The sequence below is a fragment of the Gordonia alkaliphila genome (assembly GCF_039542465.1).
GTDB classification, from domain to species: Bacteria; Actinomycetota; Actinomycetes; order Mycobacteriales; family Mycobacteriaceae; genus Gordonia; species Gordonia alkaliphila.
In genome coordinates, this window is the sequence record NZ_BAABIE010000009.1 from 173,606 (window position 1) to 187,959 (window position 14,354).

At 71.0% G+C, this 14,354-nt stretch carries 15 protein-coding genes; 7 read left to right on the plus strand and 8 right to left on the minus strand.

Features of this window, described 5'->3' with window-relative positions:
* Positions 1 to 18: 18 nt before the first annotated feature.
* Genes ABD989_RS11380 through clpS form a run of 4 tightly spaced genes read right to left on the minus strand, consistent with a single transcriptional unit; the run spans position 19 to position 2,643 of the window.
* On the minus strand, positions 19 to 639 hold the full coding sequence (locus ABD989_RS11380; RefSeq protein ID WP_345313570.1) for a rhomboid family intramembrane serine protease: 621 nt from the start codon (positions 637 to 639) through the stop codon (positions 19 to 21).
* Positions 636 to 1,766, minus strand: coding sequence for a P1 family peptidase (locus tag ABD989_RS11385; RefSeq protein WP_345313571.1), 1,131 nt, complete (start codon positions 1,764 to 1,766; stop codon positions 636 to 638). Before ABD989_RS11385 ends, ABD989_RS11380 begins: the two co-directional genes overlap by 4 nt.
* Complete coding sequence (gene aosR, locus ABD989_RS11390) at positions 1,763 to 2,341, minus strand: oxidative stress transcriptional regulator AosR (protein ID WP_246995094.1); 579 nt, start codon at positions 2,339 to 2,341, stop codon at positions 1,763 to 1,765. The genes ABD989_RS11385 and aosR overlap by 4 nt, the downstream gene beginning before the upstream one ends.
* Positions 2,341 to 2,643 carry an ATP-dependent Clp protease adapter ClpS gene (gene clpS, locus ABD989_RS11395; protein WP_345313572.1) on the minus strand — a complete coding sequence of 101 codons (303 nt, stop codon included), beginning with the start codon at positions 2,641 to 2,643 and terminating at the stop codon, positions 2,341 to 2,343. Before clpS ends, aosR begins: the two co-directional genes overlap by 1 nt.
* A 19-nt stretch (positions 2,644 to 2,662) precedes the next feature.
* Here clpS and ABD989_RS11400 point away from each other — a divergent pair, with 19 nt between their 5' ends.
* The 4 genes from ABD989_RS11400 to glgB are packed head-to-tail and all read left to right on the plus strand — an operon-like array spanning position 2,663 to position 8,488.
* Positions 2,663 to 3,979, plus strand: coding sequence for a nicotinate phosphoribosyltransferase (locus ABD989_RS11400; RefSeq protein ID WP_345313573.1), 1,317 nt, complete (start codon positions 2,663 to 2,665; stop codon positions 3,977 to 3,979).
* Positions 3,976 to 4,566 carry an isochorismatase family protein gene (locus ABD989_RS11405; protein ID WP_246995088.1) on the plus strand — a complete coding sequence of 197 codons (591 nt, stop codon included), beginning with the start codon at positions 3,976 to 3,978 and terminating at the stop codon, positions 4,564 to 4,566. The genes ABD989_RS11400 and ABD989_RS11405 overlap by 4 nt, the downstream gene beginning before the upstream one ends.
* Positions 4,563 to 6,665: an ATP-dependent DNA helicase gene (locus ABD989_RS11410; protein ID WP_246995085.1), complete on the plus strand. Its 2,103-nt coding sequence runs from the start codon at positions 4,563 to 4,565 to the stop codon at positions 6,663 to 6,665. Before ABD989_RS11405 ends, ABD989_RS11410 begins: the two co-directional genes overlap by 4 nt.
* Positions 6,662 to 8,488 carry a 1,4-alpha-glucan branching protein GlgB gene (gene glgB, locus ABD989_RS11415; RefSeq protein WP_345313574.1) on the plus strand — a complete coding sequence of 609 codons (1,827 nt, stop codon included), beginning with the start codon at positions 6,662 to 6,664 and terminating at the stop codon, positions 8,486 to 8,488. Before ABD989_RS11410 ends, glgB begins: the two co-directional genes overlap by 4 nt.
* Positions 8,489 to 8,571: 83 nt before the next feature.
* Here the strand turns inward: glgB and ABD989_RS11420 are convergent, their stop codons facing one another.
* From ABD989_RS11420 to ABD989_RS11430, 3 genes are all read right to left on the minus strand, one after another.
* Positions 8,572 to 9,435: a tetratricopeptide repeat protein gene (locus ABD989_RS11420; RefSeq protein WP_345313585.1), complete on the minus strand. Its 864-nt coding sequence runs from the start codon at positions 9,433 to 9,435 to the stop codon at positions 8,572 to 8,574.
* A 47-nt stretch (positions 9,436 to 9,482) separates the two neighbouring features.
* Positions 9,483 to 9,920: a DUF3817 domain-containing protein gene (locus tag ABD989_RS11425; RefSeq protein ID WP_345313575.1), complete on the minus strand. Its 438-nt coding sequence runs from the start codon at positions 9,918 to 9,920 to the stop codon at positions 9,483 to 9,485.
* A gap of 73 nt (positions 9,921 to 9,993) precedes the next feature.
* A complete protein-coding gene (locus ABD989_RS11430) occupies positions 9,994 to 11,187 on the minus strand; it encodes an acetyl-CoA C-acetyltransferase (protein ID WP_246995079.1) in 1,194 nt (397 codons plus the stop codon).
* Positions 11,188 to 11,277: 90 nt separating this feature from the next.
* On the opposite strand from ABD989_RS11430, the gene mce reads away from it, so the two are divergent.
* The gene (gene mce / locus ABD989_RS11435) at positions 11,278 to 11,760 is read left to right on the plus strand and encodes a methylmalonyl-CoA epimerase (RefSeq protein ID WP_345313576.1); all 483 of its coding nucleotides are present in this window, start codon (positions 11,278 to 11,280) and stop codon (positions 11,758 to 11,760) included.
* 122 nt (positions 11,761 to 11,882) lie between these two features.
* The gene (locus ABD989_RS11440) at positions 11,883 to 12,917 is read left to right on the plus strand and encodes a hypothetical protein (RefSeq protein ID WP_246995075.1); all 1,035 of its coding nucleotides are present in this window, start codon (positions 11,883 to 11,885) and stop codon (positions 12,915 to 12,917) included.
* A 123-nt stretch (positions 12,918 to 13,040) separates the two neighbouring features.
* On the opposite strand, the gene nucS is transcribed toward ABD989_RS11440, so the two are convergent.
* Positions 13,041 to 13,724 carry an endonuclease NucS gene (gene nucS, locus ABD989_RS11445; protein WP_345313577.1) on the minus strand — a complete coding sequence of 228 codons (684 nt, stop codon included), beginning with the start codon at positions 13,722 to 13,724 and terminating at the stop codon, positions 13,041 to 13,043.
* Positions 13,725 to 14,047: 323 nt separating this feature from the next.
* On the opposite strand from nucS, the gene ABD989_RS11450 reads away from it, so the two are divergent.
* Positions 14,048 to 14,354: helix-turn-helix domain-containing protein (locus tag ABD989_RS11450; RefSeq protein WP_425556526.1), on the plus strand; the 307-nt coding region annotated here is incomplete at its 3' end.

The following is a 14,354-nucleotide window of genomic DNA, read 5'->3' on the forward strand; positions in this document are numbered from 1 at the left end:
TCCAGCGTACCCGGTGGGTCACCGCGCCCCGGTCGTCACCTGCTCGAGCTGCCCGCGCGGTGCGCGACGGTCTGCGGAGGCCAGCATCCAGGCGGCCAGCACGCCGCCGATGGCGCCGAACAGGTGCCCCTGCCAGCTCACCGAGCCGCCCTGCGGCAGCACTCCCCACAGGGTCCCGCCGTAGACGACGAGCAGCGCGAGCCCGCCGAGCACCTGCAGGAAGCGCCGGTTGAACAGCCCGCGCACGATCAGATAGGTGAGCCAGCCGAAGATGATGCCGGAGGCGCCCACGGTGACGGTCCCGGCGGGCGCGATCAGCCACACCCCGAACCCGGATACCAGCCAGACCACCGCGGTCACCGCCAGGAAGCGGCCCGCCATGAGCAGGATGAAGCCCAGGATCGCGCCGGGAAGCACGTTGGCGATCAAGTGTGCGAAATCGACGTGCAGGAACGGCGCCCACAGGATGCCGGGTAGGCCGGACACCGTCCGCGGCACGATGCCGTCCTGATCGAGCGAATAGTTCAGGGCGGCGTCGACGGCTTCGACGACGAACAGGCCGACGACGATCACCGCCATGATCACCGCGTTGCGCTGCCACCGGGGCCACGCCGCAGGTGCGGGCGCGGTGTCGGTCATGGTGTCTCGCGCGGGGGTGTCTGGCGCGAGGGGGTCTCGCGCAGCGCCGAGCCGAGCACGTCCCGGTAGGCCGGTACGGTGCCGACCGCGGTGGCGGCGAGCACCGCGGACACCACCGCGCGCTGGGTCACCGTCGCGGCCGCCGCGCACAGTGCCGCGACGACGGGTGCGTCCGCGCTCATCCCCGGCGGCATCGGCACGGCCGACTCCGGATCGGCGATCGCCGCCCCGGTGGCCACCGCGAACAGCGTGTCGCCGTCCATCGGCGAGTGCGCCGGCCGGATCGCCCGGGCCAGGCCGTCGTGCCCGGACATCGCCAGGCGGCGGGTGTCGGCCACCGACAGCCGTGCGTCGGTCGCGATCACCCCGATCGTCGTGTTCAGGACGGTGCCCTTGGCCAGCAGCGCCGCGTGCGCGGCCACCTCGGCCGGATCGGGGTCGACGAGTCCGTGGTGGACCAGGTCGTCGCGTCCCCAGGGCAGGCCGGTGTCCGGGTCGATCACCGCCCCGACCGGGTTGGCCACCACCAGCGCGCCGACGGTCATGCCGCGGGCGGGGCCCTCGTCGAGGGTCGACGACGCGGTGCCCACGCCGCCCTTGAGCGCACCGGCCCGCGCGCCGGTTCCGGCGCCGACGGTGCCGATCGCGAAGTCCGCGGTCGCCGCGCCCAGCGCATACGCACCGGCGCCCGCGCCCGGGCGTTGCGCCCAGCCGCCGACCGGCAGGTCGAAGATCACCGCGGCCGGCACGATCGGCACCACGTGGCCCAGCAGATCCATCGGCAGCCCGCGACCGGCTTTCTCCAACGCCTCCATCACGCCTTCGGCGGCGGCCAGCCCGTAGGCGCTGCCGCCGGTGAGAACGATCGCGTGGGCGCCGAGCACGGTGTTCACCGGATCGAGCAGGTCGGTCTCGCGGGTCCCCGGACCGCCGCCGCGGACGTCGACCGCGGTGGTCGCGCCGTCGGGTACCGCCACCACCGTGGTCCCGGTGGCCCAGCCGGCCCCGGCTTCGGTGAGCGTGCCGATCGTCACCTCGGCGTCGAGTCGCTGCCAGTGGCCCACCGTCATCCCGGCCACGTCGGAGAGGCGATCTCCCGGGCGCGACGGCACTCCCGCGGCGGTCACGGCGCCATCAGGGCTTCGACGAGCAGTTCCTGCACCACGGTCAGCCACTGGTAGACGTCGAAGTGTCCGGCGTGCGGATCCTCCGGGTCGGGACACTGGTAGTCGTCGGTGATGCCGAGCATCGCCCCCAGGGCCAGCCGCACGTCGTTCAGCGCGGTGAGCCACTCGTGCGCCTCGTCGCAGGTGAGGGCCACATCGCCGCCGCCGTCGGGCAGCGTGTCGAGCACCACGCGCCCGGCTTCGAGTTTGGCGGCGATGATCTGCGGCTCGTTGAGGCTGCGCAGGGCGCCGTTGACGTCGGCCACCACGGTGCCGACCGCCCACAGCTCGTCCTGGTCGGGACGGTGAAAGTCCGGCAGCAGACGGCCCAGCGTCAGATCGCGCGGCGCGGTGGTGTGCCCGGTCCGGATGCCGGTGAGCTCACTCAGCGCGTCCTGCGGGGCCGACGTGTCCCGTTCGGTGAGGATCTCCGTGGTCGAATGCACCATCGAGGCGATCAGCTGACACTCGTAGGTCTCCAGGTTGGAGCAGATCCGCAGTTCGTCGCCGCTGCCCCGGCGGGACCACGTCCGCATCAGGAATCGTGCTGCATCGTCGCCCACAGACCGGCCGCATGCAGCTTGCGGACGTCGCCTTCCATCTCCGCGCGGTCCCCGGCGGAGACCACGGCCTTGCCCTCGTGATGCACCTGCAGCATCAGCTGATTCGCCTTCGGCTCGGAATAGCCGAAGACCTTCTGGAAGACGTAGGAGACGTAGTTCATCAGATTGACCGGATCGTCCCAGACGATCGTCACCCAGGGGCGATCCACTACGGCTACGGGTTCGGCGACCGCCGTACCGGTGCCGGTACCGGGTGCCGCTTCTTCAAGCGCCATGAGTTATAGGGTAGCGAACGTGACCAGTACCGCGCTGCTGACCGATCAGTACGAGCTCACCATGGTCTCCGCGGCGCTGGCCGCCGGGACCGCGGACCGACGGTGCGTCTTCGAGGTCTTCGCCCGACGACTGCCGGACGGCCGCCGCTACGGCGTGGTGGCCGGCACCGAACGACTCCTCGACGCGTTCGCCGACTTCCGCTTCGGCCCGGCCGAGCGCGACGCCGTCCGCGACGTGGTCGACGAGCGCACCCTCGACTGGTTGACGGACTACCGCTTCACCGGCGACATCGACGGCTACGCCGAGGGCGAGCTGTACTTCCCCGGCTCCCCCGTGCTGACCGTGCGCGGCGGCTTCGCCGAGGCCGTGATCCTGGAGACCCTCACCCTGTCGATCCTCAACCACGACAGCGCGATCGCCTCGGCCGCGGCGCGCATGGTCTCGGCCGCCGCCGGCCGGCCGATCATCGAGATGGGCTCGCGCCGCACCCACGAGCGCGCGGCGGTCTCCGCCTCGCGCGCCGCCTACCTGGCCGGCCTCACCGCCACCAGCAACATGGAGGCCGCCCGCACCTACGGCGTGCCGAGCGCGGGCACCGCGGCGCACGCCTGGACGCTGCTGTTCGCCGACGCCGACGGCCCCGACGAGCGCGCCGCCTTCGCCGCCCAGATCGCGCAGTACGGCACCGACACCACGCTGCTGGTGGACACGTACGACATCACCGCCGGTGTGCGCAATGCCATCGAGGTGGCCGGGCCCGACCTGTACGCGGTGCGCATCGACTCCGGCGATCTCGGCGTGCTGGCCCGGCAGGTACGTCAGCAACTCGACGACTTGGGCGCCACGTCGACCAAGATCGTGGTCTCCGGCGACCTCGACGAGTATGCGATCGCCTCGCTGCGCGCCGAGCCCGTCGACGTCTACGGCGTCGGCACGTCCCTGGTGACCGGCAGCGGCGCCCCGACCGCGGGCATGGTCTACAAACTGGTCGAGGTCGACGGCGTGCCCGTCGCCAAACGCTCCAGCAACAAGCAGAGCCAGGGCGGCGCCAAGCGCGCGGTGCGTACCGCCCGCGACACCGGCACCGTGGTCGAGGAGATCCTGTACCGCGACGGCACCGAACTCCCCGACTCGGTCGCGGGTAGCCTGAATACGCGTGCACTGCAGATCCCGCTGGTCCGCGGCGGCGATCGGGCGGCCGACGTTCCCACGCTCAGCGAGGCGCGCAGCCACCTGGCGCGCGGCCTGGTGAGTCTGCCGTGGGAGGGGCTCGGTCTCAGTCACGGCGATCCGGCGATCGGCACGCGCTACCTCAACCCACCGGAGGCCCCATGAGTCACGCTGCGCACCGCGCGCTGATCGTCGTCGACGTCCAGAACGACTTCTGCGAGGGCGGCTCCCTGGCCGTGCGCGGCGGCGGCGCCGTCGCCGGCGCCTGCACGCAGCTGATGCCCGAGTACTCGACGGTGGTCGCCACCCGCGACTATCACATCGATCCGGGCGAGCACTTCTCCGCCACCCCCGACTTCGTCGACTCCTGGCCGCCGCACTGCGTGGCCCACACCGACGGGGTGGGTTTTCACCCGGAGCTCGACACCGAGCCCTTCGCCGCGGTCTTCTCCAAGGGCGCCTACAGCGCCGCCTACTCCGGCTTCGAGGGTGCCGACGCCGACGGCACGTCGCTGGCCGACTGGCTGCGCCGGCACCGCATCACCGCGGTCGACGTGGTGGGCCTCGCCGCCGACCACTGCGTGCGCGCCACCGCCCTCGACGCCGCACGCGCGGGCCTGACCACGCGCGTGTTGCTCAACTTCACCGCCGCGATCTCGCCGACCACGTGGGCGCGCGCCGAGGACGAGCTGCGCGCCGCGGGCGTCGAGTTCGACGGCGAGCTGCTGTACACGGGCGCCGACAGCGAGTGAGCTCCCTCCCCGACGTCCCCTCCCTCCTGGCCTCCGCGGTGACCGCGCTCGGCGGTGCCGAGCGCGCCGGACAGATCGCGATGGCCACCGCGGTGGCCGAGGCCATCGACGACGGCCACCACCTGGCCGTGCAGGCGGGCACCGGCACCGGTAAGTCGCTGGCCTACCTGGTACCGGCCCTCCGGCACGCCGTCGACACCGGCGAGACCGTGGTGGTCTCCACCGCGACCATCGCTCTGCAGCGCCAGCTGACCGACCGCGACCTGCCTCGCCTCAGCGACGCGGTGACCGGTCCGCTGGGCCGCACGCCCGCCTTCGCCATCTTGAAGGGGCGCGCGAACTACCTATGCCTCAACAAGATTCACTCCGGCGCCGCCGAGGAACCGGAGACCGAGCTGTTCGACGCCTTCGAACTGTCGCGCATGGGCCGCGACATCACGCGGCTGCGGGAATGGTCGTCGGACACCGAGACCGGGGACCGGGACGACCTGAGCCCCGGCGTCGACAATCGGTCCTGGCGCCAGGTCAGCGTGAGCTCCCGCGAGTGCATCGGCGCCGTCGCCTGCCAGTTCGGCGAGGACTGCTTCGCCGAGGCCGCCCGCCGTCGTGCCGCGGAGGCCGACGTGGTGGTGACCAACCACGCCATGCTCGCCATCGACGCGATGAGCCCGGCCACCATCCTCCCCGAGCACCGAGTAGTGGTGATCGACGAGGCCCACGAGCTGGTCGACCGCATCACGTCGGTCTCGACCGAGGAGATCTCCGGCGTCGGCCTCACCTATGTGAGTCGCCGCGCGGGCAAACTCCTCTCCACCGAGACCGCCGAGACACTCGCCGGCGTGGCCGAGCAGCTCGAGATCCTGCTCGACGAGGCGCGGGTCGGCGAGTGGACCCGACTGCCCGGCGGGGCCGCGGAACTGCTCGCCGGTCTACGCGACCGACTCTGGGAGGCGCGCACCGAGATCGCCCCGAGCTCCGGCGGCGCTGGTGCGTCCGCCGGCGACCCGGACGCCGCCGCGGCCCGCCAGATGGCGATCAGCGCGATCGAGAACCTGCACGACACCGCCGTCCGGATCCTCGGCGTCTTCGCCGAAGCCGACGTGACCAAACGGCGCGACGTGGTGTGGGTGGCGGAGGAACGGCTGCGCGGCGGCGACACCCGTCGCTCGTTGTACATCGCACCGCTGTCGGTGGCCGGGCTGCTGCGCACGTCGCTGTTCACCGACTCCACCGTGATCCTCACGTCGGCGACGCTGACCATCGGCGGCAACTTCAACGCGCTGGCCCGCACCTGGGGGCTGCCGCCGCACGAGAACCCCGACGAAACCGCCGCTGTGAAGGGCTCGGGAGCCAAGAGCACCGGCGGCCAGACGGCCGAGGGTAAGGACAAGGTCGCCGAGTTCGCGGGCGCGAGTCAGAAGATCTGGCACGGCCTCGACGTCGGTTCCCCGTTCGACTATCCGCGCGCCGCCATCCTCTACGTGGCCCGCAAGCTCGCCCCGCCCGGCCGCGACGGCCCGGCTCCGGCCACCCTCGACGAGATGGTCGAGCTCATCACCGCGGCAGGCGGACGCACCCTGGGGCTGTTCTCCTCGATGCGCGCGGCCACCCAGGCCGCCGAGGCGCTGCGCGAGCGCGTGCCCTTCCCCATCCTCTGCCAGGGCGAGGACACCACGTCGACGCTGATCGAGAAATTCGCGGCCGACGAGCCCACCTGCCTGTTCGGCACGCTGTCGCTGTGGCAGGGCGTCGACGTCCCCGGCCCGTCGCTGCGCCTGGTGATGATCGACCGCATCCCGTTCCCGCGGCCCGACGACCCGCTGCTGGCCGCACGGCAACGCGACATCGATGCGCACGGCGGCAACGGCTTCCTGGCCGTCTCCGCCAATCACGCCGCGCTGCTGCTCGCGCAGGGTGCGGGCCGACTGCTGCGGTCCGACGGTGATCGCGGCGTGGTGGCCGTGCTCGACTCCCGGCTCGCCACCGCCCGCTACGGCGGCTACCTCGTGGCCGGGCTGCCGCCGTTCTGGCGCACCACCGACCCCGCGCCGGTCCGCGCCGCCCTGCGTCGGCTCGCCGCGGGCACCCCGCGATCGTGAGCGATCGCGCGCCGATCTGGGAACGACAGGGATCCTTTCCCCGGTCTGAGGGCGACGGCACCGATTTCGCCGTGTGGGCGCCCAATGCCCGCGCGGTGACCGTCTTCGGCGACTTCGACGACTGGCGGGGCGTCGACCATCCGATGACCCGCGACGCCGACGGCGTGTGGTCGGCCACCGTCACCGACGCCGGCCCCGGAACGCAGTACAAGTACCGCATCACCGGCGCCGACGGGGTGGTCCGCGACAAGGCCGATCCGCTGGCCCGCGCGGCGCAGTGCCCGCCGGAGACCGCCTCGGTGGTCACCGCCCCGTCGTCGTACGTCTGGCACGACGACGCCTGGCTGGACCACCGCGCGTCCGTCGACCACGCGGCCGCACCGATGTCGGTCTACGAGGTACACCTGCCGTCGTGGCGGCCCGGCCTGGGGTATCGCGAGGTCGCCGTCGACCTGGCCGACCACGCGGTGGCCCACGGCTTCACCCACGTCCAGTTGATGCCGATCACCGAGCATCCCTTCGGCGGCTCGTGGGGCTATCAGGTCGGTTCGTTCTTCGCCCCGACCGCGCGGCTGGGGACGCCGGACGACTTCCGATTCCTGGTGGACCATCTGCACGGCCGCGGTCTGAGTGTGCTGCTCGACTGGGTGCCCGCCCACTTCCCGAAGGATCCGTTCGCGCTCGGCCGCTTCGACGGCACCCCGCTCTACGAGCACGCCGACCCGCTGCGCCGCGAACAACCCGACTGGGGCACCTACGCGTTCAATCTGGGCCGCGCCGAGATCCGCGAGTTCCTGATCGCCAGCGCCGTCTACTGGTGCACCGAGTTCCATCTCGACGGTCTGCGCGTGGACGCCGTCGCCGCCATGCTCTATCTGGACTACTCCCGCGAACCCGGCCAATGGCGGCCCAACGCGCGCGGCACCCACGAGAACGACGAGGCCGTCGACTTCCTGCGCGCGCTGAACGACGCCGTGCACCGCGCGGCGGGCGGCGCGGTGATGATCGCCGAGGAGTCGACGGCGTGGCCGGGGGTCACCGCGCCCACCGCCCGCGGCGGCCTCGGCTTCGACTACAAGTGGAATCTCGGCTGGATGAACGACGTCCTCGACTTCGTCTCCCGCCCGCACGCCGAGCGTCGTCGAGCACAGGAACGCCTGGTCTTCTCGCTCACCTACGCGACCGCCGAGCGCTTCGTCCTGCCGCTCAGCCACGACGAGGTGGTGCACGGCAAGGGCACGCTGTGGTCGCGACTGCCGGAGGGGTCTGATCGGGCCGCCGGCGTCCGCGCTCTGCTCGCGTACCAGTGGACGCACCCCGGAGCCAAGCTGCTGTTCATGGGGCAGGAGTTCGGGCAGCGGGACGAATGGTCCGACGTCGACGGCCCCGCCTGGGGACTGCTCGACGATCCGCAGCACGCCGGCATCGCACAGATCGTCGCCGACCTCAATCGGCTCTATCGCGAGTACCCCGCGCTGCACGCCCGGGACAACGACGCCGACGGCTTCTCCTGGCTCGACGCGACCGACACCACCAACAGCGTGATCGGTTTCCTGCGCCTGGGCGCGCAGCCGACCGCGCCCGGTCAGACGGTGGCCTGCGTCTTCAACTTCTCCGACCGCGATCTGCACGACTACCGGCTCGGGCTCCCCCGCGCCGGCCGCTGGCGCGAGATCTGCAACACCGGGGCCCTCGATTACGCCGGTCGCGGCGTCGGCAATCTCGGCGCGGTGCACACCGAACCGGTGCCGAGCCACGGCCGCCCGGTGAGCGCACGCTTCACCCTGCCCGCCGAGTCCGCGGTCTTCTTCACCCCGGAGTGAATCAGCGCCCAACGACTCGGGCCGACGTATCGCCACGTCGGCCCGAGTCGTTGGTACTACCGGTCGTCGGTACTGGCCCTCGATCAGTAGAGCGCTGCCGCGAGCTTGCGGCGGGCGGCCACCACCAGCGGGTCGGCCGGGTCGAAGAGCTCGAACAGCTCCAGGAGCCGGGTCCGCGCGCGGTCCTTGTCGTCGCCGAAGGTACTGCGAACCACCGCGAGGATCCGCTCGAACGCCGCCTCGTTCTGCCGGCCCAGCAGCAGAACGTCGGCCGCCGCGAACTGGGCCTCGAGGTCGCCAGGCGCCGCCAGGTCGACGATGCTCGGGTCGTGGGCCTGCGCCCGGAGAATGAACTCGAGGTTGCGCACGGTGGCGCGGGCCTCGGGATGATTCGGTTCGGACTCCAGGATGGTGCGGTACACCGCGAGCGCCCCGTCGACGTCGCCGTCGTTCATCAGCTGCTCGGCCGCGACCATGCGCGGATCGTCCGGCTCGGCCGCGGCGTCCGCCGGGGCTCCGCCGCCCACTTTGCTCAGGATCTCGTCGATCCAGCCCTGGATCTGCGCTTCCGGCTGCAGGCCGTTGAACGCCGACACCGGCTGTCCACCGGCCAGGGCCACCACCATCGGTACCGACTGCGCGCCGAAGGCCTGCGCGATGCCGGGGCTGGCATCCACGTCGACCCGGGCCAGCGTCCACTGACCGCCCGCACGCTGCGCCATGGCGGCCAGCAGGGGCGACAGCTGCGCCGACTCCGGCGACCAGCCCGCCCACAGCTCGACGATCACGAGCTGACGCGCCGAGCGGTTGATGACCTCGGACTCGAAGGTGGCATCCACCACGTCGACCACGGCGCCGCCGCCTGCTGCGGGTGCGGGTGCGCCGCCACCGGCCCGAGCGGCGTCGGCCTTGGCGGCCAACGCGCTCAGGTCCACGGCGCCGGACATGGCCGCCGCAGCCTGCATACCCGCCGCCTGGCGATTCCTGGGATTCGTCACACCGTCAGTCTTTCATGCCCGCCTTCGACGTCGTCGATCTCGGTCGCCGCGGCGGCGTTCTCGTGCAGGTGACCCGCACGCTGTGCCCACCACTCGAAGATCAGCGTGAAGAACGGCGGGATGGCCGACAGCAGCGCGAGCACGGTGACCTTCCAGTTCCATTCCAGCTCCACCGCGGTCCAGAACGCGATGGCCACGAAGGCGACGAAGGCGATGCCGTGCAGCATGCCCGGCACCATGGTGGCCGCGTCGATACCGGCGCCGTACTTGACGCCCATGCCGATGATCAGCAGGCCCCAGGTGATCGCCTCGATCAGCGCGATCAGTCGGAAGCGCGACGCGGGATGCGTCAGGTCCAGCCAGCGGCTGGCCCAACTGGCGTTGTCCTCGGTGGTCGTGGTCTCGGGGCTCGTGGTCTCGGGGGAAGTGCTCATGTATGCGTCATCCATCGTTGTGTATCGGTGTTGCTCAGTGTTGCAGCGGAGGTTCCCGTCGCCGGGGACGGGATCAGGCCTTGGGCACGCGCACGATCAGGGCGTCGCCCTGGCCGCCTGCGCCGCACAGCGCGGCCGCGCCGACGCCGCCGCCGCGACGCTTCAGTTCATTGGCCAGGTGCAGCACGATGCGGGCGCCGGAGACGCCGATCGGGTGACCCAGCGCGATCGCGCCGCCGTTGACGTTCACGAGCTCCGGATCCACGCCGAGCTTGCGGGTCGACGCCAGGCCGACGGCCGCGAAGGCTTCGTTGATCTCCAGTAGGTCCAGATCAGTCGGAGCGATGCCCTCGCGGTCGCAGGCCTTGGCGATGGCGTTTGCGGGCTGCTCCTGCAGGGAGGAGTCCGGGCCGGCGACGACGCCGTGCGCGCCGATCTCGGCCAGCCACTCCAGGCCCAGCTCCTCCGCCTTGGCCTTGCTCATCACCACGACGGCGCAGGCGCCGTCGGAGATCTGCGAGGCGTTGCCCGCGGTGATGGTGCCGCCCTTGCGGAATGCCGGGCGCAGGCCGCCGAGCGACTCGACAGTGGTGCTGGCGCGCACGCCCTCGTCCACCGCGAAGGAGACGGGGTCGCCGCCACGCTGCGGGATCTCGACGGGCACGATCTCGTCGGCGAAGGCACCGCTGGCCGCACCGGCCGCGGCCAGGCGGTGGCTGCGTGCGGCGATCTCGTCCTGCTGCTCGCGAGTGAAGCCGTCGGTGTCGTTGAAGTCCTCGGTCAGGCCGCCCATCGGCTGATCGGTGAAGGCGTCGTGCAGACCGTCGAACGCCATGTGGTCGACGAGCTCGGTGTTGCCGTACTTGAAGCCGCCGCGGCTGCCGGGCAGCAGGTGCGGGGCCTGGGTCATCGACTCCTGGCCACCGGCCACCACGCACTCGAACTCGCCGGCGCGGATCAGCTGATCGGCCAGTGCGATGGCGTCGATGCCCGAGAGGCACATCTTGTTGATGCTCAGCGCGGGCACGTCCCAGCCGATACCGGCCTTGACGGCGGTCTGCCGCGCGGGCATCTGGCCGGCGCCGGCGGTGAGAACCTGGCCCATGATCACGTAGTCGACCGCGGAGGCCGGGACGCCGGAGCGCTCGAGCGCACCCTTGATCGCGATCGCGCCGAGGTCGACGGCGGAGAAGTTCTTGAGCGAACCCATCAGACGACCGAACGGCGTACGTGCGCCCGAGACGATGACGGTGGTGTTATCGGACATGAGGGGACTCCTGAAAAAGGTGGGACTCTACACACCCTGTGACAAGGACCTCGTGACAGGGCACTTTGGGGTCAACGCTACCGTGATCGCATGAGCAATTCAGCATCGGAAGACGTGAACCGCACCACTGGTGCACTGGCGAATGTGGCCGACCTGGTGGTCGGTATCGACCACGTCGGGATCGCCGTGCCCGACCTGGATGTCGCGCTCGAGTGGTACCGCACCAACCTGGGCTTCGAGAACCTCCACGAGGAGGTCAACGAGGAGCAGGGCGTGCGCGAGGCCATGGTCGGACCGGCCGGCGCCACGGGTGCGCTGATCCAGTTGCTGGCGCCCCTCAACGAGCAGTCGACGATCGCCAAGTTCCTCGACCGCAGCGGTCCGGGCCTGCAGCAGATGGCCGTCCGGGTGACCGACCTCGACGCCGTCACCGCGGTCCTCACCGGCAACGGCGTGCGCCTGCTGTACCCGGCACCCAAGCGCGGCACCGCCGACTCGCGGATCAACTTCGTGCACCCGAAGGACGCCGGCGGCGTGCTCCTGGAACTCGTCGAGCCGGCCGCCGGACACTGACCCGAACCGGCTCCGGCGGGCTCCGGAGTCGAGTCACACCAGCCACACCGTTACCAAAACGCAGCACAACACGCCGCGCGTGATACACCCGGTGACGGTGTGGCGGGCCTAATGTTGCCCACATGTCAGCTCCCGGTCAGCGTCAAAGCCCCTTCCCCATCGTCATGCGCGGCTACGACCGCGATCAGGTCACCGACCACATCCGCCAGCTCGAAGCAGATCTGGCGATGATGGCCTCCGACCGCGATTCGGCACACGCCCATGCCGATGAACTCCTCGGTCATCTCGAGCAGGCCCGCGGACGCGTCCGCAGTCTGCAGAACGACGTCGACGCGCTGTCCGCGCCGCCGACCACGGTCACCGGCATGAGCGAGCGCCTCTCCCGCATGCTGACCCTCGCCACCGAGGAGGCTGAGGAGATCCGCTCCACCGCCCGCGACGAGGCCGCCGAGATGGTCTCGGTGGCCCGCCAGCAGGCGGCCGACCTTCGCAGCGATGCGTCCAGCGATGCGGCGCGCACGATAGAGCTAGCCGGCCAGCAGGCCGACAAGACCGTCACCGACGCCGAAGCGCGCGCCGCCGAGATCGATGCCAACGCCGAGAAGGTGCGCGAGTTCTCCGCACGGGACCGCGCCGAGGCCGAACGTCAGATCGCCGAAATGCTCGCCACCGCCAAGGACCGCGCCGCCGCGCTCGTCGCCGCCGCCGAAGACGACGCCGCCGGTCTCCGCGGTGCCGCGCACCACGTCGCCGCCGCCCGTCTGGCCCGCTCCCGCGACCTGGCCCGGGCCGCCAACGACGCGCACACCCAGATCCTGGAGCACCTCGGTGCTCTCGGCGAGCACATCGCCGCGCTCCCCGGCGCCCTCGACCTGTCCGAGGACGAGCAGGCCCTGGTGGCGACCACCGACGCCGACGACCTCGAGCTGCTCAACCGCACCCTGGTGGGCCGCGATCGATTCGAGGCCGACGCCTTGGTCCCGGGTGTGGAGAGCACCGATGTCCTCGACGCCGTCGACAGCGCGTACGACGAGATCGGCTACGGGGACCGCGAGTACGGCGACAGCAAGTACGGGGACGCCGAGTACGACGATCGCGACCTTCTCGCCGACTTCACCTCCGGCAAGGACGACGGACCCACTCGCGCCACCGCCTGATCCGCCCACCCGGGCAGACAGCTGCCCTCTCCCCTGACACGCCAACGCCCTCCCGGATCTTCGGTCTGGGAGGGCGTTCGCGTGTCGGTGCCCGGTGACCGGGTCGACGCCGCACAGGTGGGCTCAGAAGAGCCGGAACTCGGTGCTCTCCGTGCCGCGGAGACGGTCGTAGTCGAGGGTCACGCAGCGGATGCCACGATCGGTGGCCAGCGTTTTCGCCTGCGGCTTGATCTGCTGAGCGGCGAAGATGCCGGACACCGGGGCCAGCGTCGCATCGCGATTGAGCAGTTCCAGGTAGCGGGTGAGCTGCTCGACGCCGTCGATCTCGCCGCGTCGCTTGATCTCCACCGCCACGGTCTGCCCGTCGGCATCCCGGCACAGGATGTCCACCGGACCGATGGCGGTCATGTACTCGCGGCGGATCAACGTGTAGCCGTCGCCCAGGGTCTGCACGTGCTCTGCCAGCAGTTCCTGCAGGTGCGCTTCCACGCCGTCCTTGACCAGACCGGGATCGATGCCGAGTTCGTGCGACGAGTCGTGCTCGATCGCGTTCACGGTGATCCGCAGTTGCTCCCCGGCCTTGTTCTCCACGACCCAGACGGCCTGTGCGTCACTGCCGTCGGGCGCCGGCTCCTCGGTGAGCCAGCAGGGCGGGCTCATCCAGTTCAGCGGCTTGTAGGCGCGGTCGTCCGCGTGCACGCTGACCGAACCGTCGGACTTGATCAGCAGCAGCCGGCGGGCCATCGGCAGATGAGCGGTCAATCGGCCGACATAGTCGACCTGGCATTCAGCAATCACGAGGCGCACGCCAGACAGCCTAACGCCCGCCCCTGCGCCCCGCGGGAGCCTCCCCCCGGTGCGCCACGGCCCTGCCGCGCCGTCCCCGCGCACCTGCCCCCTCTCCGCGGACACAGTCACTCCCGCACCCGGAACGGCGCCCCAACGCCCCACACGCGGCACGACGACGCAAAAGGGCAGCACCCCGCACCAAAGGCGGCAGTGCGCCCCAGAGGAGGCAATCCCGGCTGCCGCTTCTGGTGCCGGCGGTGTCATAGCGTCGTAGCAACACTGCAGGCCACCAGGGGTTGCAGGTAGCACGACGGGAGACCCGGGTGGGGCTTGGACGGATGATGCTGACGGTGGCGGATCGAACGGAGATCGCCGTCGGCAGACGGGCGGGGATGACGGTCACCGCGATCGCCGAGCAGATCGGCCGGGACAAGTCGATCGTGTCGCGAGAGATCAAACGCAACGCCACCAAAGCCGGCACCTATCGCGTCATACACGCCGACAAGCAAGCGAAGGCACGACGAGCCCGCCCACAGACCAGAACGATCGACACCGACTCGGTACTCGCCGAACGAGTACGATCCGACCTGCGCGCATCGCGGACACCCAGACAGATCGCTGGCCGATTGAAACTCGAGTCCGAAGACT

Bases quoted from the DNA above. Each gene is read 5' to 3' on its own strand.
- ABD989_RS11380 (WP_345313570.1), bottom strand. From the start codon at position 639: ATGACCGACACCGCGCCCGCACCTGCGGCGTGGCCCCGGTGGCAGCGC.
- aosR (WP_246995094.1), bottom strand. From the start codon at position 2,341: ATGCGGACGTGGTCCCGCCGGGGCAGCGGCGACGAACTGCGGATCTGC.
- clpS (WP_345313572.1), bottom strand. From the start codon at position 2,643: ATGGCGCTTGAAGAAGCGGCACCCGGTACCGGCACCGGTACGGCGGTC.
- ABD989_RS11405 (WP_246995088.1), top strand. From the start codon at position 3,976: ATGAGTCACGCTGCGCACCGCGCGCTGATCGTCGTCGACGTCCAGAAC.
- ABD989_RS11420 (WP_345313585.1), bottom strand. From the start codon at position 9,435: ATGTCCGGCGCCGTGGACCTGAGCGCGTTGGCCGCCAAGGCCGACGCC.
- ABD989_RS11425 (WP_345313575.1), bottom strand. From the start codon at position 9,920: ATGAGCACTTCCCCCGAGACCACGAGCCCCGAGACCACGACCACCGAG.
- ABD989_RS11430 (WP_246995079.1), bottom strand. From the start codon at position 11,187: ATGTCCGATAACACCACCGTCATCGTCTCGGGCGCACGTACGCCGTTC.
- mce (WP_345313576.1), top strand. From the start codon at position 11,278: ATGAGCAATTCAGCATCGGAAGACGTGAACCGCACCACTGGTGCACTG.
- ABD989_RS11440 (WP_246995075.1), top strand. From the start codon at position 11,883: ATGTCAGCTCCCGGTCAGCGTCAAAGCCCCTTCCCCATCGTCATGCGC.